Below are 17,063 nucleotides of genomic sequence, written 5' to 3'. Positions count from 1 at the left end.
ACCGGCACGGGAAAACCGCTGCCCGGAGCGGGTGCGTGCCGAGTTCGCGCCCGCTTGCACAGCCGCAGCCGCCGGACGAGACCAGTACAGGAGACAAGGCCGTGAGCTTGAGGATCGTTGTCTGTGTGAAGTACGTGCCGGACGCGACGGGTGACCGTCGTTTCTCGGACGACCACACCACGGACCGGGAGGGTGTGGACGGCCTCCTGTCGGAGCTGGACGAGTACGGCGTGGAGCAGGCGCTGCGGATCGCGGAGGCGAACGAGGGCGCCGAGGTGACGGTGCTGACGGTCGGTCCGGACGATGCGAAGGACGCGCTGCGCAAGGCGCTGTCGATGGGTGCGGACAAGGCCGTGCACGTGAACGACGACGACATCCACGGCACGGACGTGATCGGGACGTCGGCGATCCTGGCGAAGGCGCTGGAGAAGACCGGTTTCGACCTGGTGATCGGTGGCATGGCGTCGACCGACGGTTCGATGGGCGTGCTGCCGGCGCTGCTGGCGGAGCGGCTGGGTGTGCCGCAGGTGACGCTGCTGTCCGAGGTGTCGGTCGAGGGCGGCGTGGTCAAGGGCCGTCGTGACGGTGACGCGGCGACCGAGCTGGTCGAGGCGGCGCTGCCGGCCGTGGTCTCGGTGACGGACCAGTCGGGCGAGGCCCGCTACCCGTCCTTCAAGGGGATCATGGCGGCGAAGAAGAAGCCGGTGCAGTCGCTGGACCTGGACGACCTGGGCATCGAGGCGGACGAGGTCGGCCTGGCGGGTTCGTGGACGGCGGTCGAGTCGGTGGCGGCGCGCCCGGCGCGTACCGCGGGCACGGTCGTCAAGGACGAGGGCGAGGGCGGCAAGCAGCTCGCCGCCTTCCTCGCCGACCAGAAGTTCATCTAGTCCCACCGTTTCGCGCATCCAACGATCGATCAGGAGCAATGAATCATGGCTGAGATCCTGGTTCTGGTGGACCACGCCGACGGTGCGGTCCGCAAGCCGGCCCTGGAGCTGCTGACCCTGGCCCGCCGCATCGGTGAGCCGTCCGCCGTCGTGCTCGGCGCCGGTGCCGCGGCCGCCGACATCGCGGCCAAGGCCGGCGAGTACGGCGCCGCCAAGGTGTACGTCGTCGACGGCGCCGAGTTCGCCGACCAGCTGGTCGTCCCGAAGGTGGACGCCCTGGCCCAGATCGCCAAGGCCAACGACGTCGCCGCCGTCCTGGTGACGTCCTCGGGCGAGGGCAAGGAGGTCGCCGCCCGCGTCGCGCTGCGCCTGGGCTCCGGCATCATCACCGACGCCGTCGACCTGGAGGCCGGCGACGGCGGCCCGGTCGCCACCCAGTCGGTGTTCGCCGCGTCCTTCCAGGTGAAGTCCAAGGTCACCAAGGGCGCGCCCGTCATCACCGTGAAGCCGAACGCCGTCGCCCCGGAGGCCGCTCCGGCCGCCGGCGCCGTCGAGAACGTGTCGGTCGAGTTCACCGGCAACGCCGCCAAGGTCGTCTCGCGCACCCCGCGCGTCTCGACCGGCCGCCCGGAGCTGACCGAGGCCGCGATCGTGGTCTCCGGCGGCCGTGGCGTCGGTGCCGCCGAGGGCTTCGGCGTCGTCGAGGAGCTCGCGGACGCCCTGGGCGCGGCAGTCGGCGCCTCGCGCGCCGCCGTCGACGCCGGCTGGTACCCGCACACCAGCCAGGTCGGCCAGACCGGCAAGCAGGTCTCCCCGCAGCTCTACATCGCGGCGGGTATCTCCGGCGCCATCCAGCACCGGGCCGGCATGCAGACCTCGAAGACCATCGTGGCCGTCAACAAGGACCCCGAGGCCCCGATCTTCGAGCTGGTCGACTACGGCGTGGTCGGCGACCTGTTCGCCGTGCTGCCGCAGCTGACCGCCGAGGTGAAGGCCCGCAAGGCCTGATCCCGCGCGGGGAGCTCCCCGCACGGCGCGCGAAGGGCGTGGCACCCGGTACCCCCGGGGGCCGCGCCCTTCGGCGTTCCCGGCGCCTTCCCGGCGTTTCCGGAGGTCCCGGCCGGGCCCGGCGCCCGGAGCCCTTCCCGGTGATCCGGCGCGCGGGGCACGCCCCGTAGAGTCGGCGCGACAGTGTGAGGCGACGGCGAGGACGAGGGGCGAGGACGGAAGCATGGCACTGCTGACGGCACTTCAGGGCGGGTTCGGCGACACGGCGGACGCGCTGCGGATCGACGGGCGGGCCCTGTCCCGCGAGGACCTGCTGGGTGCGGCGACCGCCGTCGCCGACCGGGCGGCCGGCGCGCCCGCGCTCGCCGTGCTCGCCCGGCCCACCGTCGAGACCGTCGTCGCCGTGGTCGGCGGCCTGCTGGCCGGCGTCCCGGTGGTGCCGCTGCCGCCGGACTCCGGCCCCAAGGAGCGCGAGCACATCCTGCGTGACTCGGGCGCGGCCCTGCTCGCGCACGCCGTGGGCGAGGACGTGCCGGAGGGCGTGCCGGGGCTCCCGGTCGACCCGGCCGAGCGCTCCGCCACCAGCCACCCCGAGCCGGCCGCCGACTCGACCGGCTTCGTGCTCTACACCTCCGGCACCACCGGCGCGCCCAAGGGCGCGGTGATCCGCCGCGAGGCGATCGCCGCCGACCTGGACGCCCTCGCCGCCGCCTGGCAGTGGACCGCCGAGGACACCCTCGCCCACGGCCTGCCGCTGTTCCACGTCCACGGGCTGCTGCTCGGCGTGCTCGGCGCGCTGCGCACCGGCAGTCGGCTGGTGCACACCGGGCGGCCGACCCCGGCCGGCTACGCGGCGGCGGGCGCCAGCCTGTACTTCGGCGTGCCGACCGTCTGGTCCCGGCTGGCCGCCGACCCCGAGGCGGCCGGGCGGCTGGCCTCCGCCCGGCTGCTGGTCTCCGGCAGCGCGCCGCTGCCCGTCCCGGTGTTCGAGAAGCTGGCGGCGCTCACCGGGCACGCGCCGATCGAGCGCTACGGCATGACGGAGTCGCTGATCACCGTCAGCACCCGGGCGGACGGCGAGCGGCGCCCCGGCAGCGTCGGCCTGCCGGTGGACGGCGTGCGCACCCGGCTGGTCGGCGAGGACGGCGCGCCCGTGCCGTACGACGGGGAGAGCGTCGGCGAGCTGCAGGTCGCCGGGCCGACGCTGTTCAGCGGCTACCTCAACCGGCCGGACGCGGACGCCGAGGCCTGGACGGCGGACGGCTGGTTCCGCACCGGGGACGTCGCGGTGATCGGCGCGGACGGCTTCCACCGGATCGTCGGCCGCGCCTCCGTCGACCTGATCAAGAGCGGCGGCTACCGGATCGGCGCCGGCGAGGTCGAGGCCGCGCTGCGCGACCACCCGGCGGTCGCCGACGCGGCCGTGGTCGGCGCGCCCGACGAGGACCTCGGGCAGGCGATCGTCGCCTACGTCGTCCCGGACGGCGCCGTGACGGGGGACCAGCTGACGGCCTTCGTGGCGGAGCGCCTGTCGGTGCACAAGCGGCCGCGCCGGGTCGTCCTGGTGCCCGAACTGCCGCGCAACGCCCTGGGGAAGGTGCTGAAGAAGCAGCTGCTCGCGGAGCACGGCGGCCGCTGACGGAGGGTCGCCGGGCGCCGCCCGGTGACGGGCGTTCACCCTGATGCGCCGTTGGTGGCGGAGCTGACGACCCGCCGAGCGGGAACCCTCCATTGGCGCACTCCACTGCGCGCTGTGAGCGGACGCGTGCCTAACGTGACACGCAGGCAGAGCCGGGCTCTGCCGAGCCGGACGCCCCGGCACCTGCCGGGGCGCACCGCGTGTCCGCAGCAGTCTCCGCAGCCGCCCCGAACGGCGGCGGTCCGCAGCAGTGAGGAAGTCAGCAGGATGACCACCGTCAACACCGGCGCGCCGGATGCCGCCGACGAGCCGACCGGGCAGCACGCCGCCCCGGCCCCTGCCCGCACCGCCCGCCCGTCCCGGATCGCGAGACTCCGTCGCGGGATAGGCATGGTGGCCGTGATCGCGGCCGGTGCGAGCGTGATCGGGCTCGGCACCAGCGTGAGCCCCGCGGTCGCCGAGGCGGCCCCCGCGCACGCCGGCTGGGACGGCTCGCGGTACTGGTTCAAGAACAGCCAGGGGCAGTGGCGCTGGACCACCCACTACAGCGTGTACGTCGCGCGCACCGGCGGTGGGACGACGGCGTCCTCCTCCGCCGCCAAGCAGTCGAGCGGCGGGATCAAGCAGGGCTGGGACGGCTCGCGGTACTGGTTCAAGAACAGCAAGGGCGAGTGGCGCTGGACCACGCACTACGACGTGTACCTGGCGCGCACCGGCGGCGGCTCGGGCTCCTCGTCCTCCTCCTCCTCGGGCTCCTCGGGCTCCTCCGGTTCCGGCTCGTCCGACTCGGTGGCCGCCGACCGGGACGTCGAGACGGCCGTGCAGTACGCGCTCGCGCAGCTCGGCAAGCCGTTCGTGACGGCGGGCAACGGGCCGAACGGGTACGACTGCTCGGGCCTGGTGCAGCAGTCCTTCCGGCGCGGCGGCATCGACCTGCCGCGCGTCGCCAACGACCAGTACGCGGCGACCACGCCGATCAAGGCCAGTCAGCTGCGCCGCGGCGACCTGCTGTTCTGGTCGCCGGACGGCACCGCGCGCGGCATCCAGCACGTGGCGATCTACCTCGGCGACAACCGCTACGTCGAGGCGGCGCGGCCGGGGACGCTGGTGCGGACCTCGGGGATCAGCAGCGGCTACTACCCGAACTTCATGGGCCGGCCCTAGCCGGTCCGGGCGAGCGCGCGTCAGGGGTGTCCGCGCCCCCGGCGCGCGCTCGGCGCTGTGTGCGGAGGGTGTCCGGCGGGGTGCCAGAGGTCGTCCGGGGCGGGGCGGGCACCGGGCGGGCGGGGCGCGGGGGTACGGACGTACGGGGGCGCGGAGGTACGGGGTGCGGCGTGCGGGCCGGCGGGGGGCGCGGGGCGCGAAGGGGGTGCGGGAGGGGCGCACGCGGAAAGCGACCCGCCCGAGGTGCTGTGCGCGAGCCGTGGGGGAGGGGTGCAACTTTGATGCGGACCGCTCGGCACATTTCCCCGCAGGCCGTCCGACCTGGGCACATGCCCCTGTCAAGGGGCGCGCGGGCGCGCTGCGGAGGGCGTGCCGAGCAGGCTTGGGGAGCGGCGTGGTGCGGGTACCACCACGGGTGGCGCCGGTCCGGGTGGACGGGCCGCCGCCCGGTGCGAACGGCACCGGGGTGAGTCGAAAGCAGGGGGCATTGTGATCGTCTGGGTCAACGGCACATTCGGGGCGGGCAAGACCAGTGCCTGCCGCGAGCTGGTGGAACTGCTGCCCGGGAGCGTGCTCTTCGATCCCGAGCAGGTGGGCTTCGGCCTGCGCCGGATGCTCCCGGCGGACCGGCTGGCGACGGTGTCGGACTTCCAGGACCTGCCGGCCTGGCGCCGGCTCGTCCCCGAGACGGCGGCGGCGCTGCTCGGGGAGGTCCCCGGGCCGCTGGTGGTTCCGATGACACTGCTCAGAGAGGACTACCGGGACGAGATCTTCGGCGACCTCGCCTCGCACGGCATCGCGGTGCACCACTTCGTGCTGGACCCAGAAGAAACGATCCTGCGTGACCGCATCGCGCACCGCGAGGAGTGCCCGGGCGACCCGGCGGCCAGCGAGCGGGTCCGCCGCTGGTGCCTCGACCACCTCCCCCGCTACCGGGCCGCCCGCCGCTGGCTGGTCGAGGACGCCCGGATGATCGACAACGGCGCCCTCACCCCGCGCGAGACCGCCCAGCGGATCGCCGAGCTCATCCGGGTCGGCGCCGCCCGCTGTCCGATCGTCCAGACCCCGGACCCGACCGGCGACACCGTCGCCTCCGCCGTCCTCCTCTTCGACGAACAGGACCGCGTGCTGCTCGTCGACCCGGTCTACAAGCCCGACTGGGACTTCCCCGGCGGCGTCGTCGAACGCGGCGAGGCGCCCACCGACGCCGCCCTGCGGGAGACCGCCGAGGAACTCGGCCTGCGGCTCGACCCGGCCGCGCTGCGCCTGCTCGCCGTCGACTGGGAGCCGCGCACCGGCCCCCGCCGGGGCGGGCTGCGGCTCGTCTACGACGGCGGGCTGCTCGACGCGCAGGGGCGGCAGAACGTGCTGCTCCAGGCCGGGGAGCTGCGGGGCTGGCGCTTCGTCACCCTGGACGAGGCCGCCGACCTGCTGCCGCCCAGCCGCTACCGGCGGCTCGCGGCCGCGCTGGACGCGCGGCGCTGCGGGGAGCTGCGGTACCTGGAGGCGGGAGCCCGGGTCGCGCTGGGGCTGGCGAGCACGGCGGACGCGGCCTGACGGGGTGCGGCGGCGGGGGCGGGCGGGCCCGCTCGGTCGCGGGGGCGTGCCCGGGGCCGGCGGGCTCGGAGGGTGCCGGCCGGGGCCGTGCGGGAGGATGGGCGCATGCCCTTCACGCTCAGCCACCCCGCCGCCGTCCTGCCCCTGCTGCGCGCCGCCGGGCAGCGCGGGCCGTTGGTGGCCTCGGCGCTGGTCGCCGGGTCGATGGCGCCGGACGTGCCGTTCTTCGCGGAGTCGCTGCTGCCCGGGGTGTACGGCCTCGGCGGGCTGACGCACCGCTGGTGGGCGGTGCCGACGCTGGACGTGGCGGTGGCCGGTGCGCTGGTGGCCGGCTGGCACGGGCTGGTGCGGGCGCCGCTGGTCGGGCTGCTGCCGGAGCGGTGGGCGGGCGGCGTCGAGGCGCTGACGGTCCGGCGGTCCGGCGGCGGTGGCCCGCGTGCCGACTCGCGTGCCGGTGCGCGTGCCGGCCGTCGCGGCGCGGACGCGGCGTGGTTCGCGGCCTCGGCGGCGGTCGGCGCGGCCACCCACGTCGGCTGGGACGCGTTCACCCACGGCGGCCGGCTGGGCGTGCGGCTGCTGCCCGTCCTGGACCGGACGGTGGCCGGCGTGCCGCTCTACGAGGCGGCGCAGTACGGGAGTTCGGCGCTCGCCCTGGTGGCGATGGGCGGCTGGGCGGCGCGCGCGGTGCGGGCCGTGGAGCCGGTGCCGCCCGCCGTCCGGCCGGCGTCCCCGGTCCGGCGGGCGGCCGTCGCGGCGCTGGGCGCGGCGACGGCCGCCGGGGTGCTGCACCGGATCGGGCCGCTGCGGCGCAACCTCGTCCCCGAGGTGTGCTTCGGCGCCGGGGCCGGGCTCGCGGTGGGTGCGGTCGGCTGGGCCGTGGTGGCGGCGGCCGCCCGCCGGTTCGGCGGCGGGCGGCCGGCGGCGGGCTCCGCGTCCGGCCCGGGCTCCGGTGCGGTTCCGGATCCCGGGCAGGTGGCGAACTCCCGTCAGGCGGAGCGCAGTTCGGCGTAGCGGCGGAGGAACAGCGCCTCGGTCAGGGCCATCCGCTCCAGCTCCTGCGGGTCGACGCTCTCGTTGACGGCGTGGATCTGGGTGGTCGGGTCCTCGACGCCGATCAGCACGATCTCGGCCTGCGGGTAGAGCGTGCGCAGGGTGTTGCAGAGCGGGATCGAGCCGCCCTCGCCGGAGGCGACCATCGGGGTGCCGAACGCCTCCCGCATGGCCTCGCCCATCGCCTCGTACGCCGGGCCGCTGGTGTCCGCGCGGAACGGCGCGCCGTTGCCGTGGCGCTCGACGGTGAGGCGGGCGCCGAGCGGGGTGCGCGCCTCCAGGTGGGCGATCAGCGCGGCCTGGGCCTCGGCCGCGTCCATGCCCGGCGGGACGCGCAGGCTGATCAGGGCCTTGGCGGCGGCCTGGACGGAGGAGGTGGCGCCGATCACCGGCGGGGCGTCGATGCCGAGCACGGTGACGGACGGGCGGGCCCAGAGCCGGTCGGCCACGGTGCCGGTGCCGGTCAGGGCGACGCCGTCGAGCACCTTGGCGTCGGCGCGGAACTGCTCGTCCGGGTACTGCACGCCCTCCCAGGTCTGGTCGGCGGCCAGGCCGTCGACCGCGACGTCGCCGTGCTCGTCGTGCAGCGAGGCGAGCATCCGGACCAGGCACTGCAGGGCGTCCGGGGCGGCGCCGCCGAACGCGCCGGAGTGCAGGTTCCCGGCCAGGGTGGTGACCGAGGCCTCGACGACCGTCATGCCGCGCAGCGAGGCGGTCACGGTGGGCAGGCCGGGGGCGAAGTTGCCGGTGTCGCCGATCACGATGACGTCGGCGGCGAGCAGCTCCGGGTGGGCCTCGGCGTAGCGCTCCAGGCCGCCGGTGCCCTGCTCCTCCGAGCCCTCGACGATGATCTTCAGGCCGACCGGGTACGCGTCGCCGTACACCTGGCGCAGCGCGCGCAGGGCGGTCAGGTGCATCAGGATGTTGCCCTTGCAGTCGGCCGCGCCGCGCCCGTACCAGCGGCCGTCACGCTCGGTCAGCTCGAAGGCGGGGCTGTGCCAGCCGGCCTCGTCGAGCGGCGGCTGGACGTCGTAGTGGGAGTAGAGCAGGACGGTCGGGGCGCCCTCGGGGCCGGGGAGCTCGCCGTAGACGGACTGGGTGCCGTCCGGGGTGTCCAGCAGCCGGACGCCGGTCAGGCCCTCGGCGGCGAAGGCGTCGGCGACCCAGCGCGCGGCCTTCTCGCACTCCTCGACCGGGAACTGGCGCGGGTCGGCGACCGAGGGGAAGGCGACCAGTTCGGCGAGGTCGGTGCGGGCACGGTCCATCAGGGACCGGACGGCGTCGGCCAGGGGCTGTGACATCGGTGCTCCGAGGGGAGGGCCGCCGTCCGAGGGGTGCGGGCGGGGCGGTCGGTTGGGGTGTTTCCGATCATAGGCTGAGCCGATCGGCGCGGTTCGGAGGCTGTCGGGCCGTGGGTGGGGTGGGCGCGGGGTCGGCTCAGGGTGTGTGCGGGCGGGGCGGGCCGCGCGGCCTGGGCCGGTCGGGGCCGGTCGGGGTGCGCTGCGGCCGGTCCGGGCGGTGCGGCGTCCGGTCGGGTCGGTCGGACGCATAGGATTGCTCGACGTGACTGACTCCGGAAGCCCCGATTCCCGTAGCCCGCTCGACACTCCGGCCGACACTCCGGTCGATGCTCCGGCTGATGTTTCGGCCGATGCTCCGGCGGACGTCCAGGCCGGTGCTCCGGCCGAGGCCGAGGTCGTGACCGCGATGGACGACAGCGGCGCCCCCGCCGCCCCGGACTCGCGGCTCGACGGCGTCGTCTGGGACGTCGTGGTGGTCGGCGCCGGGCCGGCCGGCTCCTCGGCCGCGCACGCCGCCGCCGTCCAGGGCCGCCGGGTGCTGCTGCTCGACAAGGCCGAGCACCCCCGCTACAAGACCTGCGGCGGCGGCATCATCGGCCCCTCCCGGGACAGCCTGCCGCCGGACTTCAAGCTGCCGCTGCAGGACCGGGTGCACGCCGTGACCTTCGCCTACGACGGCCGGTACACCCGCACGCACCGCTCCGAGCGGATGCTGTTCGGCCTGGTCAACCGGGACGAGTTCGACCTGCGCCTGGTGCAGGCGGCCGAGCAGGCGGGCGCGGTGCTGCTCACCGGCGTCACCGTCACCGGCGTGGAGCAGCGCGGCGGCGACCAGCGGACGGTGCGGGTGACGGCCGCGGACGGGCGCGTCTTCGAGGCGCGCGCGGTGGTCGGCGCGGACGGCAGCGCGAGCCGGATCGGCCGGCACGTCGGGGTCTCCTTCGACCAGATCGACCTGGGGCTGGAGGCGGAGATCCCGGTGCCGCCGGAGGTCGCCGCCGACTGGCAGGGCCGGGTGCACCTCGACTGGGGCCCGCTGCCCGGCAGTTACGGCTGGGTGTTCCCGAAGACGGACTCCGCCAGCCTGACCGTCGGCGTCATCTCGGCGCGCGGCGACGGCGAGCGGACGAAGCAGTACCTCGCCGACTACATCCGGCGGTTGGGCCTGTCCGGGTTCACCCCGAGCGTCGAGTCGGGGCACCTGACCCGCTGCCGGGCCGAGGACTCGCCGCTCTCCCGCGGCCGGGTTCTGGTGGCCGGGGACGCAGCCGGGCTGCTGGAGCCGTGGACCCGCGAGGGCATCTCGTACGCGCTGCGCTCGGGCCGACTGGCGGGCGAGTGGGCGGTGAAGGTCGCGGAGGCCGGCGAGGCGGCGGGTGTGCGGCGCGAGGCGCTGAACTACGCGTTCGCGATCAAGGCCGGGCTGGGCGTCGAAATGCGGGCCGGCAAGCAGCTGTTGGCGGCCTTCGAGCGGCGGCCGCAGCTGTTCCACACGGCGGTCTGCACGGTGCCGGCGGCCTGGCGGGCCTTCGCCCGGACCACGCAGGGGCACACGGACTTCGCGCGGCTGCTGCGGGAGAACCGGGCGGCGCGCAAGCTGCTCGCGATGGCCGCGCGCTGAGGCCGGTGTCGGGGCGCCGGTGGCCCGCCCGTCGCGGCGGGAGGGCCACCGGTCCCGACTCGGTTGCGGGGGTGGTTACTCGGGGCCGGACCGGGTGCGGCCGGGCTGGGTGGCGGTCGGCTGGGTGAGGCCGGTGTCGAGGGCGGACATCAGGGTGCCGGACGGGGTGTCGCCGGACATCTCCCAGATCATGCCGCCGAGCAGGTTCCTGGACTTGACGTAGGCCGTCTTTTGGGCGATCGACCAGGCGTCGTCGAAGCTCCACCACTGGCCGCCGGGGCCCGTGTAGCCGTACGTGGCAACGGACTTGGGGTCGTGGTAGACGGTCAGGTTCGGGACGCCGGTGATCAGGTTCTGGTACCCGCGCGTCCCGGCCTCCTCGGCGAACTGGCCGGGGGCGGCGCCGTTCGCGGACTGCCAGGCGCCGTTCGCGCCGGTGCCGCCCGCCGCCACGCCCTGCCAGCCGCGCCCGTAGAACGGGAAGCCGATGGTGAGCTTGCGCGGGTTGACCCCGGCGTTCAGGTAGGTCTGGACGGCCGTGTCGATGCTGAAGTGGACGTTGTACGGGTCGTTCGGGTCCGGGTAGAGGTTGCTGGCCTGGCCGGTGCGGTTGGGCTCCCAGGAGTTGTCGCTGCCGGAGCCGTGGAAGTCGTAGCCCTGGACGTTGGCGATGTCCAGCGAGCCGAAGATCTTCGACAGGTCCCAGCCGGCGGCGACCTTCGCCGGGTCGGCCGGGGTGAAGGCGGTGAGCAGCTTGTGCGAGCCGCCCAACGCGTCGAGCTGCTTGCGGAATTCGGCCGCCAGCAGGGTCAGGTTGGCCTTGTCGCCGGCGCTCCAGTGGTTGCCGGCGTGGCCGTCGCCGGAGCCGGGCCACTCCCAGTCGAGGTCGATGCCGTCGAAGATGCCCGCCGCCACGCCGTCGCCGCCGGCGCCGTTGTAGACCGGCAGGTTGCCCCTGATCCAGGTGTCGACGCAGGACTTGACGAACTTCTGGCGGGAGGCGTCGGTGGCGGCGACGTCGGAGAAGTACTTGGAGTAGGTCCAGCCGCCGAGTGAGACGACCACCTTCAGGTTCGGGTACTTGGCCTTGAGCTTCTTCAACTGGTTGAGGTTGCCCCGGAGTTTGCCCCAGCCGTCGTCGGCGACGCCGTCCACGGACTGGTCGGCGCTCATCGGGCGGGCGTAGTCGGCGTCGGCGTCACCGGCGCCGGTGCCCTGGTCCGGGTCCTGCGGGTTGGCGGTGGTGCCCTTGGTGACGCCCGCGAGGCAGGTGAGGTTCACCGGATCGATGTTCTCGAAGGCGTAGTTGACGATGTCGAGCTTGGCGGCGCTGCCGGAGGTGTCGAGGTTCTTGACGAAGTACTGGCGGCCGTAGATCCCCCACTGGACGAAGTAGCCGACCCGGGCGTACTTCCCGGCGCCGACGACGTCCGAGGTGGTGACGGACAGCGGGGCGGAGGCGGCGGAGGTGTTGTCGGCGGGGTCGCGGGCCTTGACGCTGAAGCTGTAGGCGGTGGACGGCGAGAGGCCGCCGATGGTCGCGGTGAGCGTGCTGCCGGTGACCGTCGCCGCCAGGGTGGCGCCCTGGTAGACGTCGTACGCGGCGACCCGGACGTTGTCCGTGGCGGCGTTCCAGGCGAGCGTCACGTCGGACGAACTCACCGCCGTGGACCGCAGGTTGGTCGGCGCGGTGGGCGGGACGCGGTCGGTTGACGGGTCGAAGGTGGCGGCGGTGACGGGCGCGCTGAGCGGGCCGGTGTTGCCCCGGGTGTCCTTCGCCCGGACGGCCAGGGTGTACGAGGTGGCCGGCGCGAGGCCGGTGACCAGGGTGCTGGTGGTGGTGCTGGAGGCGAGCACGGTGCTGCCGTTCAGCACCTCGTAGGAGGCGACCGGGAAGTCCCCGCCGGCCGCGGCCGGCCAGCTCAGGGCGAGCGTGTGCGCGGTGGACTCGGTGACGGCGGGCGTGCCCGGCGCGCCCGGGGGGACGTCCGGGGTGCCGTCGCACTTGTCGCCGTTGACGCGGCAGTTGAGCGGAGTGGCGACCGGGCCGCTGCCGACGAACCAGAAGCTGTACGGCTCGGTGGTGCTGTGGGCGTTGACCGTGGAGTTGTAGAACGCGGCGGTGGCGCTCACGTGTCGGCCGCTGACGGTGGCGGTGCCGTTGTAGGTGTTGCCGAGGGTGACGCCGGCCGGGAGGTCGAACTCCAGCGACCAGCCGGAGACGGCGGTGGCGTTGTCGTTGTGGACGATGTACGTGCCTTGCCACCAGGAGCCGTTGTCGGCGGTGGTGAAGGTGGCGGTGAGCTTTCCGGCGGCGGGGGCGGCGGCATTCGCGGGGGTGGCGAGCGCGGTGAGAACGGCGAGCGGGAGGAGCAGGACGGACAGCAGTGCGAGCAGTCTGCTGCGCATGCGCGGGCGCCCGGCCCGGGATCGAGCGGACATGGTTCTCCCTGTGACTGTGGGGGTTGAACAGGGTGACGTAGAACCGGAGTTGTGGTGCGCGTGCGATCGGTGCCCGCGCTGTGGGGAGGCGGGGGCATGGGCACCGTAGGAGGACTGGACCAATACGTCAATAGGTCTGTACCACTGGAGGTGGGGGGCGGGTCTCAGGTTTCAGCGAACGACTGACAGATGACAGATTTCAACATCTGTTATCTGAAAGCTGTTATCTGTCATCTGTCAGGTGAAATCTGTTCGCTGAGACCCGTCCCCGGTGCGAGGCTACTCCTGGACGATCGCCATCGCCTCGATCTCGATCAGCACATCCGGCCGGAACAGCGCCGCGACCTGCATCGCGGAGGCGGCCGGCAGCGGCAGGTCGCCCAGGTACTCGTCGCGGGCCTCCCGGATCGCCGCGAGGTGGGCGATGTCGGTCATGAAGAAGGTGAACTTGACGACGTGGGAGAAGTCGGCCCCGGCGGCGGCCAGGCAGCGGCGCAGGTTCTCGAAGACCTGGCGGGCCTGCGCCTTGGGGTCGCCCTCGCCGACCAGGTTCCGCTGCTCGTCGAAGGCGACCTGGCCGGAGACCTGGACCAGCCGGCCGCTGCCGGTGACGACCTGGGTGTAGCCGGTGCCGGGCGCGACGCCGGACGGTTCGGTGATGTGGGTGAGGTGCGTGGTGGTCATGGCGCATGATCGTGCGTCATCGCTCGCGCGCGCCGCAAGCCGCGGCGCCGGGCCATCCGGCCCCTCAGCGCACCACGTCGGGCAGCTCGCGGCAGAACGGCCGGTCGGCGGCGCCGAGTTGGCCGGCCGGACCGGACGAGCGCAGCACCACGTCGAGGACGTCGCCCGGCTCGGCGGCGTAACCCCCGCTGGCCCAGGCCGCGTTGGCCTCGACCACCGCCCAGCCGTCGTCCGTCCGGCCGACGTCGACCACCACCGCGCTCGGCAGCGGGGCGGCCGAGGCCGAGGCGGCCAGGACGTCGCGGGCGAAGACCGCCACCTCGCGGTCGTCCCGCCCCAACGGCGCGACGGACAGCTCACCGTCCACCGCGTAGCGGGAGCCCGCCCGCACCGCGCCGTCCAGCACGAACAGCCGGTACTCCGCGTGGAACCGCACCACCTCGCTCACCAGCACCGGCGTGTCGCCGTCCAGCAGCTCTGGCCCGGGCAGCGCGCCGCCGTCCGGGTAGACGCGGGCCGCGAACAGCTTGTCCGCCGGTGGCTTCACGAAGGCCGGGCCGCGCAGCCCGCGGGCCTCGGCCAGCGTCGTCGCGGACACCCGCCGACCGGTCGACGCGCGCGGCAGCCGGGCCAGCCAGTCCGCGGACGGCTCCAGCAGCGCGAGGCCGAGCTCGCGCCCGACCGCGTCGCCGAACAGCGGCCCGCCGTACACGTGCACCCGGGCGCCCAGCAGCTCGCGCGGCGCCTGCCAGGAGGCGGCGGTGTGCGCGCGCAGGCCGCGCAGCCCGGCGGCGGTGCGCAGCTGGAGGCCGGTCTCGTTGACGCGCGGGGCGAGCAGCAGGACGGGGGAGTCGGTGGTCACGTCGCCCATGCTGCCGGGCCCGAGGCGGCTGCCACCAGCGGTTTTCCGGCACGCGGGTGGGCGGGCCGCGGCGGGTGGCGCCGGTCGGACGGCGGCGGGGGAGCCGGCCGGTCGGCGGCACCGTGCGGCCGGTGGCTCTGGCCGAGGGGCGGGTGGGCGTGCCAGAGTCGTCCGGGCGCCGCCCGGGCACCCCGGACGGCGCCAGCGGTCCGACCCACCCTCAGCCGGAAAGCAGGCCCCGCCGATGACCAGCGCAGCGCCCCTCGTCCGCGTCACCACCGCCGACGCCGTCACCACGCTCACCCTCGACTCGCCGCACAACCGCAACGCGCTCTCCTCCCGCCTGATGTCCGAGTTGCACGCCGGGCTGGCGGTCGCGGCGGCGAACCGGGACGTCCGCGCGGTGGTGCTCACCCACACCGGCAAGGTGTTCTGCGCCGGCGCGGACCTGTCCGAGGCGACCGGCGCCGATCCGACGGTCGGCCCGCGCGGCCTGGTGGAGCTGCAGAAGGCGATCGTCGACTGCACGAAGCCGGTGATCGCCGTCGTCGACGGGCACGCCCGGGCCGGCGGCCTCGGCCTGATCGGTGCGGCCGACCTCGCGATCGCCGGCCCGGCCGCCACCTTCGCCTTCACCGAGGTCCGGCTCGGCCTCGCGCCCGCCGTCATCTCGCTGCCGCTGCGACCCAAGCTGGACCCGCGCGCCGCCTCCCGCTACTACCTCACCGGCGAGGTCTTCGACGCCGCCGAGGCCGCCCGGATCGGGCTGCTCACCCGCGCGGCCGACTCCGCCGAGGGGGTCGAGGGCGCGCTGAAGGAGCTGCTGGACGCGCTGCGCCTGGGCTCGCCGCAGGGGCTCGCCGAGTCGAAGCGCCTCGCCAACGCGGACGTGGTGCGCTCCTTCGCGCGGGACGCGGACGAGCTGGTGCAGCTGTCGGCGCGGCTGTTCGGCTCGGCGGAGGCGCAGGAGGGGATGCGGGCGTTCCTGGAGAAGCGTCCGGCGAACTGGGTGCGCTGACCGGCGGCCGGCGTGCCGGCTCGGCGGGTGCCGAGACCGGCGCGCCGGCGCCCGGCCTCAGATCCCCGAGGTCTCCTGCCACAGCCGGAGCAGGTCCGCGTCGCCGTCGACGGTCAGCCGCGAACGCGCCTCGTCGGGGAGCCGGTTCCACAGCAGCAGGTAGAGGTCGTGGGCGGGGCCGGTGAGGGTGAGCTCGGCCGGTGCGTCCTGCCCGCCGGCCTCGTTGGCCACGCCGGCCTCGTTGGCCACGTCGGCGCTGACGGCCAGCGGCTCCGGGCTGATGGTCAGGTGCCAGGCGCGGGGGCTGTCGACGGTCCGGACCAGGACGGTGCGCGGGCGGTCGCTGCGCAGCGTGGAGCGGTCGCGGGTCAGGAAGCCGCGCAGCAGCTCGTCGATGCCGTCCGCGGCGAGGGCGCTGTCCACCTCGGGGCCGGGCGTGCCGGCCGCCGCGTCGGCGTCGATGCGGTGGATGGCCGTCTCGTGCGCCTGGCGCCGGGCCCAGAACGCCAGCGGGGTGGGCGCGTCCATGAACGTCCAGCACTCCACGTCGGCCGGGGTGTTGGTGAGCGTGTCCAGCAGGGCGGCGTGGCCCTCGCGGTACCAGTCGAGCAGGCCGGCGTCGGACGGCTGCGGTCCGAGCACCTCGGCGGCGTCGGCCTCGTCCAGCCGCGTGCGCAGGCCGCGGGCCGGGTGGGCGGCGGCCCAGCGGTGGACGTTGCCGATGTGCCGCAGCAGGTGGGTCAGCCGCCAGTCCGGGCAGGTCGGGACGGTCGCGGACAGGTCGGTCCGGGCGGCGGCGTCGGCGAGCAGGGCGCCCTCGCGGCGCAGTGCGTCGATGTGCGCGGAGATCTCCATGGCAGCAGTGTGCCCCGACCGCCGGGCGGAACGGGGCCGGACCGTGTGATCTTGGCCGCCCGGCGTCCGGGCCGAGGCTACGGGCCGGTAACGTGAGCGCATGCCGATAACCCGTTCCCTCCTCGCCGCCGCCCGGGCCGGCGGCCGCCGGGCCGCCGGACGCCTCGTCCACCGGGGCTGGCGCTGGGTGCAGCGGACCGGCGCGGTCACCAACCGGAGCCCCGGCCCGTACCGCTTCGGCGAGTTGGGCGACGGCACCACGCTCGCCTTCCCGCTCGGGGCGGTGTTCAACGAGCAGTGGATCACCATCGGGCCGTTCTCGATCATCGGCGAGCGGGTCACCATCAGCGCTGGCTTCCTGCCCGGCCTCGACCTCGGGCCGGAGCCGATCGTGCGGATCGGCGGCGGCTGCGTGATCGGCCGGGACAGCCACATCGTCGGCCACCAGTCGATCGTCATCGGCGACGACGTGTGGACGGGCCCGGGCGTGTACGTGAGCGACCAGGCGCACGAGTACCGGGACACCGACCTGCCGATCGGCAAGCAGTGGCCGCGCAACGAGCCGGTGGAGATCGGCGCGGGCAGCTGGATCGGCACCGGCGCGGTGATCCTGCCGGGGGCCCGGATCGGGCGCAACGTGGTCGTCGCGGCGGGCGCGGTGGTGCGCGGCGAGGTGCCCGACCACAGCGTGGTCGCCGGGGCGCCGGCCAAGGTGGTGCGCCGCTGGACGGAGGAGGACGGCTGGCAGCCGCCGCTGCGCCACGAGGCCCCGCAGCCGGTGCCGGACGGCGTGACGGCGGAGCAGCTGCGTGCCCTGGTGGGCTGGGACCTGCGGCTGCCGGGGGAGCAGGCCGGGGCGTAGGGCGGGGGCGTAGACGGGGGCGTAGGACCTCGCGGCCGCGGGGCCGGTCCCCGTGCCCTGCGGTGGCGGTCTGGGCGATGTGGGTAGGGCGTTCGGCCGGTCGGCGCGGGGCC

The 17,063-nt window shown here is 75.0% G+C and carries 14 protein-coding genes; 9 read left to right on the top strand and 5 right to left on the bottom strand.

Annotated elements, in window-relative coordinates:
• The first annotated feature begins 101 nt into the window (after positions 1-101).
• The 6 genes from AB2U05_RS04605 to AB2U05_RS04580 all read left to right on the top strand — a co-directional run bounded on the left by AB2U05_RS04605 (position 102) and on the right by AB2U05_RS04580 (position 7,266).
• Positions 102-887, top strand: coding sequence for an electron transfer flavoprotein subunit beta (locus AB2U05_RS04605; RefSeq protein ID WP_369182496.1), 786 nt, complete (start codon positions 102-104; stop codon positions 885-887).
• A gap of 45 nt (positions 888-932) precedes the next feature.
• Positions 933-1,895, top strand: coding sequence for an electron transfer flavoprotein subunit alpha/FixB family protein (locus AB2U05_RS04600; RefSeq protein ID WP_369182495.1), 963 nt, complete (start codon positions 933-935; stop codon positions 1,893-1,895).
• A 223-nt stretch (positions 1,896-2,118) separates the two neighbouring features.
• Positions 2,119-3,534, top strand: a complete 1,416-nt coding sequence (locus tag AB2U05_RS04595; RefSeq protein WP_045705723.1) for an acyl-CoA synthetase — start codon at positions 2,119-2,121, stop codon at positions 3,532-3,534.
• 267 nt (positions 3,535-3,801) lie between these two features.
• Positions 3,802-4,698 (top strand): C40 family peptidase, encoded by an 897-nt coding sequence (locus AB2U05_RS04590; protein WP_369182494.1) that lies wholly within the window; start codon positions 3,802-3,804, stop codon positions 4,696-4,698.
• A gap of 489 nt (positions 4,699-5,187) precedes the next feature.
• The gene (locus tag AB2U05_RS04585; RefSeq protein ID WP_369182493.1) at positions 5,188-6,255 is read left to right on the top strand and encodes an NUDIX domain-containing protein; all 1,068 of its coding nucleotides are present in this window, start codon (positions 5,188-5,190) and stop codon (positions 6,253-6,255) included.
• A 105-nt stretch (positions 6,256-6,360) separates the two neighbouring features.
• On the top strand, positions 6,361-7,266 hold the full coding sequence (locus AB2U05_RS04580) for a DUF4184 family protein (protein WP_369182492.1): 906 nt from the start codon (positions 6,361-6,363) through the stop codon (positions 7,264-7,266).
• On the opposite strand, the gene AB2U05_RS04575 is transcribed toward AB2U05_RS04580, so the two are convergent.
• Positions 7,242-8,606 carry a dipeptidase gene (locus tag AB2U05_RS04575; RefSeq protein ID WP_045704984.1) on the bottom strand — a complete coding sequence of 455 codons (1,365 nt, stop codon included), beginning with the start codon at positions 8,604-8,606 and terminating at the stop codon, positions 7,242-7,244. The two genes, AB2U05_RS04580 and AB2U05_RS04575, sit on opposite strands and share 25 nt — an antisense overlap.
• Before the next feature lie 406 nt (positions 8,607-9,012).
• On the opposite strand from AB2U05_RS04575, the gene AB2U05_RS04570 reads away from it, so the two are divergent.
• Positions 9,013-10,227, top strand: a complete 1,215-nt coding sequence (locus tag AB2U05_RS04570) for a geranylgeranyl reductase family protein (RefSeq protein ID WP_369185897.1) — start codon at positions 9,013-9,015, stop codon at positions 10,225-10,227.
• Between the two features lie 75 nt (positions 10,228-10,302).
• Here AB2U05_RS04570 and AB2U05_RS04565 read toward each other — a convergent pair whose 3' ends face one another.
• From AB2U05_RS04565 to AB2U05_RS04555, 3 genes are all read right to left on the bottom strand, one after another.
• Positions 10,303-12,669 (bottom strand): glycosyl hydrolase family 18 protein, encoded by a 2,367-nt coding sequence (locus AB2U05_RS04565; RefSeq protein ID WP_369182491.1) that lies wholly within the window; start codon positions 12,667-12,669, stop codon positions 10,303-10,305.
• A gap of 279 nt (positions 12,670-12,948) precedes the next feature.
• Positions 12,949-13,353 carry a RidA family protein gene (locus AB2U05_RS04560; protein WP_369182490.1) on the bottom strand — a complete coding sequence of 135 codons (405 nt, stop codon included), beginning with the start codon at positions 13,351-13,353 and terminating at the stop codon, positions 12,949-12,951.
• 64 nt (positions 13,354-13,417) lie between these two features.
• Positions 13,418-14,215 (bottom strand): ATP-grasp domain-containing protein, encoded by a 798-nt coding sequence (locus AB2U05_RS04555; protein WP_369182489.1) that lies wholly within the window; start codon positions 14,213-14,215, stop codon positions 13,418-13,420.
• Positions 14,216-14,459: 244 nt separating this feature from the next.
• Here AB2U05_RS04555 and AB2U05_RS04550 point away from each other — a divergent pair, with 244 nt between their 5' ends.
• Positions 14,460-15,233 (top strand): enoyl-CoA hydratase family protein, encoded by a 774-nt coding sequence (locus AB2U05_RS04550; RefSeq protein ID WP_045704978.1) that lies wholly within the window; start codon positions 14,460-14,462, stop codon positions 15,231-15,233.
• A 57-nt stretch (positions 15,234-15,290) separates the two neighbouring features.
• Here AB2U05_RS04550 and AB2U05_RS04545 read toward each other — a convergent pair whose 3' ends face one another.
• Positions 15,291-16,088 carry a maleylpyruvate isomerase family mycothiol-dependent enzyme gene (locus tag AB2U05_RS04545; RefSeq protein ID WP_369182488.1) on the bottom strand — a complete coding sequence of 266 codons (798 nt, stop codon included), beginning with the start codon at positions 16,086-16,088 and terminating at the stop codon, positions 15,291-15,293.
• A gap of 100 nt (positions 16,089-16,188) precedes the next feature.
• On the opposite strand from AB2U05_RS04545, the gene AB2U05_RS04540 reads away from it, so the two are divergent.
• Positions 16,189-16,950 (top strand): DapH/DapD/GlmU-related protein, encoded by a 762-nt coding sequence (locus AB2U05_RS04540; RefSeq protein ID WP_369182487.1) that lies wholly within the window; start codon positions 16,189-16,191, stop codon positions 16,948-16,950.
• The last annotated feature ends 113 nt before the right edge of the window (positions 16,951-17,063 follow it).

The sequence above is a fragment of the Streptomyces sp. Y1 genome (assembly GCF_041053115.1).
Taxonomy (GTDB): domain Bacteria; phylum Actinomycetota; class Actinomycetes; order Streptomycetales; family Streptomycetaceae; genus Kitasatospora; species Kitasatospora rubellomurina.
This window is presented reverse-complemented; position numbering and strand designations above follow the sequence as displayed.

Excerpts from the sequence above, each read along its gene's own strand:
- AB2U05_RS04600 (WP_369182495.1), top strand. The coding sequence starts at position 933 with ATGGCTGAGATCCTGGTTCTGGTGGACCACGCCGACGGTGCGGTCCGC.
- AB2U05_RS04595 (WP_045705723.1), top strand. The coding sequence starts at position 2,119 with ATGGCACTGCTGACGGCACTTCAGGGCGGGTTCGGCGACACGGCGGAC.
- AB2U05_RS04590 (WP_369182494.1), top strand. The coding sequence starts at position 3,802 with ATGACCACCGTCAACACCGGCGCGCCGGATGCCGCCGACGAGCCGACC.
- AB2U05_RS04580 (WP_369182492.1), top strand. The coding sequence starts at position 6,361 with ATGCCCTTCACGCTCAGCCACCCCGCCGCCGTCCTGCCCCTGCTGCGC.
- AB2U05_RS04575 (WP_045704984.1), bottom strand. The coding sequence starts at position 8,606 with ATGTCACAGCCCCTGGCCGACGCCGTCCGGTCCCTGATGGACCGTGCC.
- AB2U05_RS04570 (WP_369185897.1), top strand. The coding sequence starts at position 9,013 with ATGGACGACAGCGGCGCCCCCGCCGCCCCGGACTCGCGGCTCGACGGC.
- AB2U05_RS04565 (WP_369182491.1), bottom strand. The coding sequence starts at position 12,669 with ATGTCCGCTCGATCCCGGGCCGGGCGCCCGCGCATGCGCAGCAGACTG.
- AB2U05_RS04560 (WP_369182490.1), bottom strand. The coding sequence starts at position 13,353 with ATGACCACCACGCACCTCACCCACATCACCGAACCGTCCGGCGTCGCG.
- AB2U05_RS04550 (WP_045704978.1), top strand. The coding sequence starts at position 14,460 with ATGACCAGCGCAGCGCCCCTCGTCCGCGTCACCACCGCCGACGCCGTC.
- AB2U05_RS04545 (WP_369182488.1), bottom strand. The coding sequence starts at position 16,088 with ATGGAGATCTCCGCGCACATCGACGCACTGCGCCGCGAGGGCGCCCTG.
- AB2U05_RS04540 (WP_369182487.1), top strand. The coding sequence starts at position 16,189 with ATGCCGATAACCCGTTCCCTCCTCGCCGCCGCCCGGGCCGGCGGCCGC.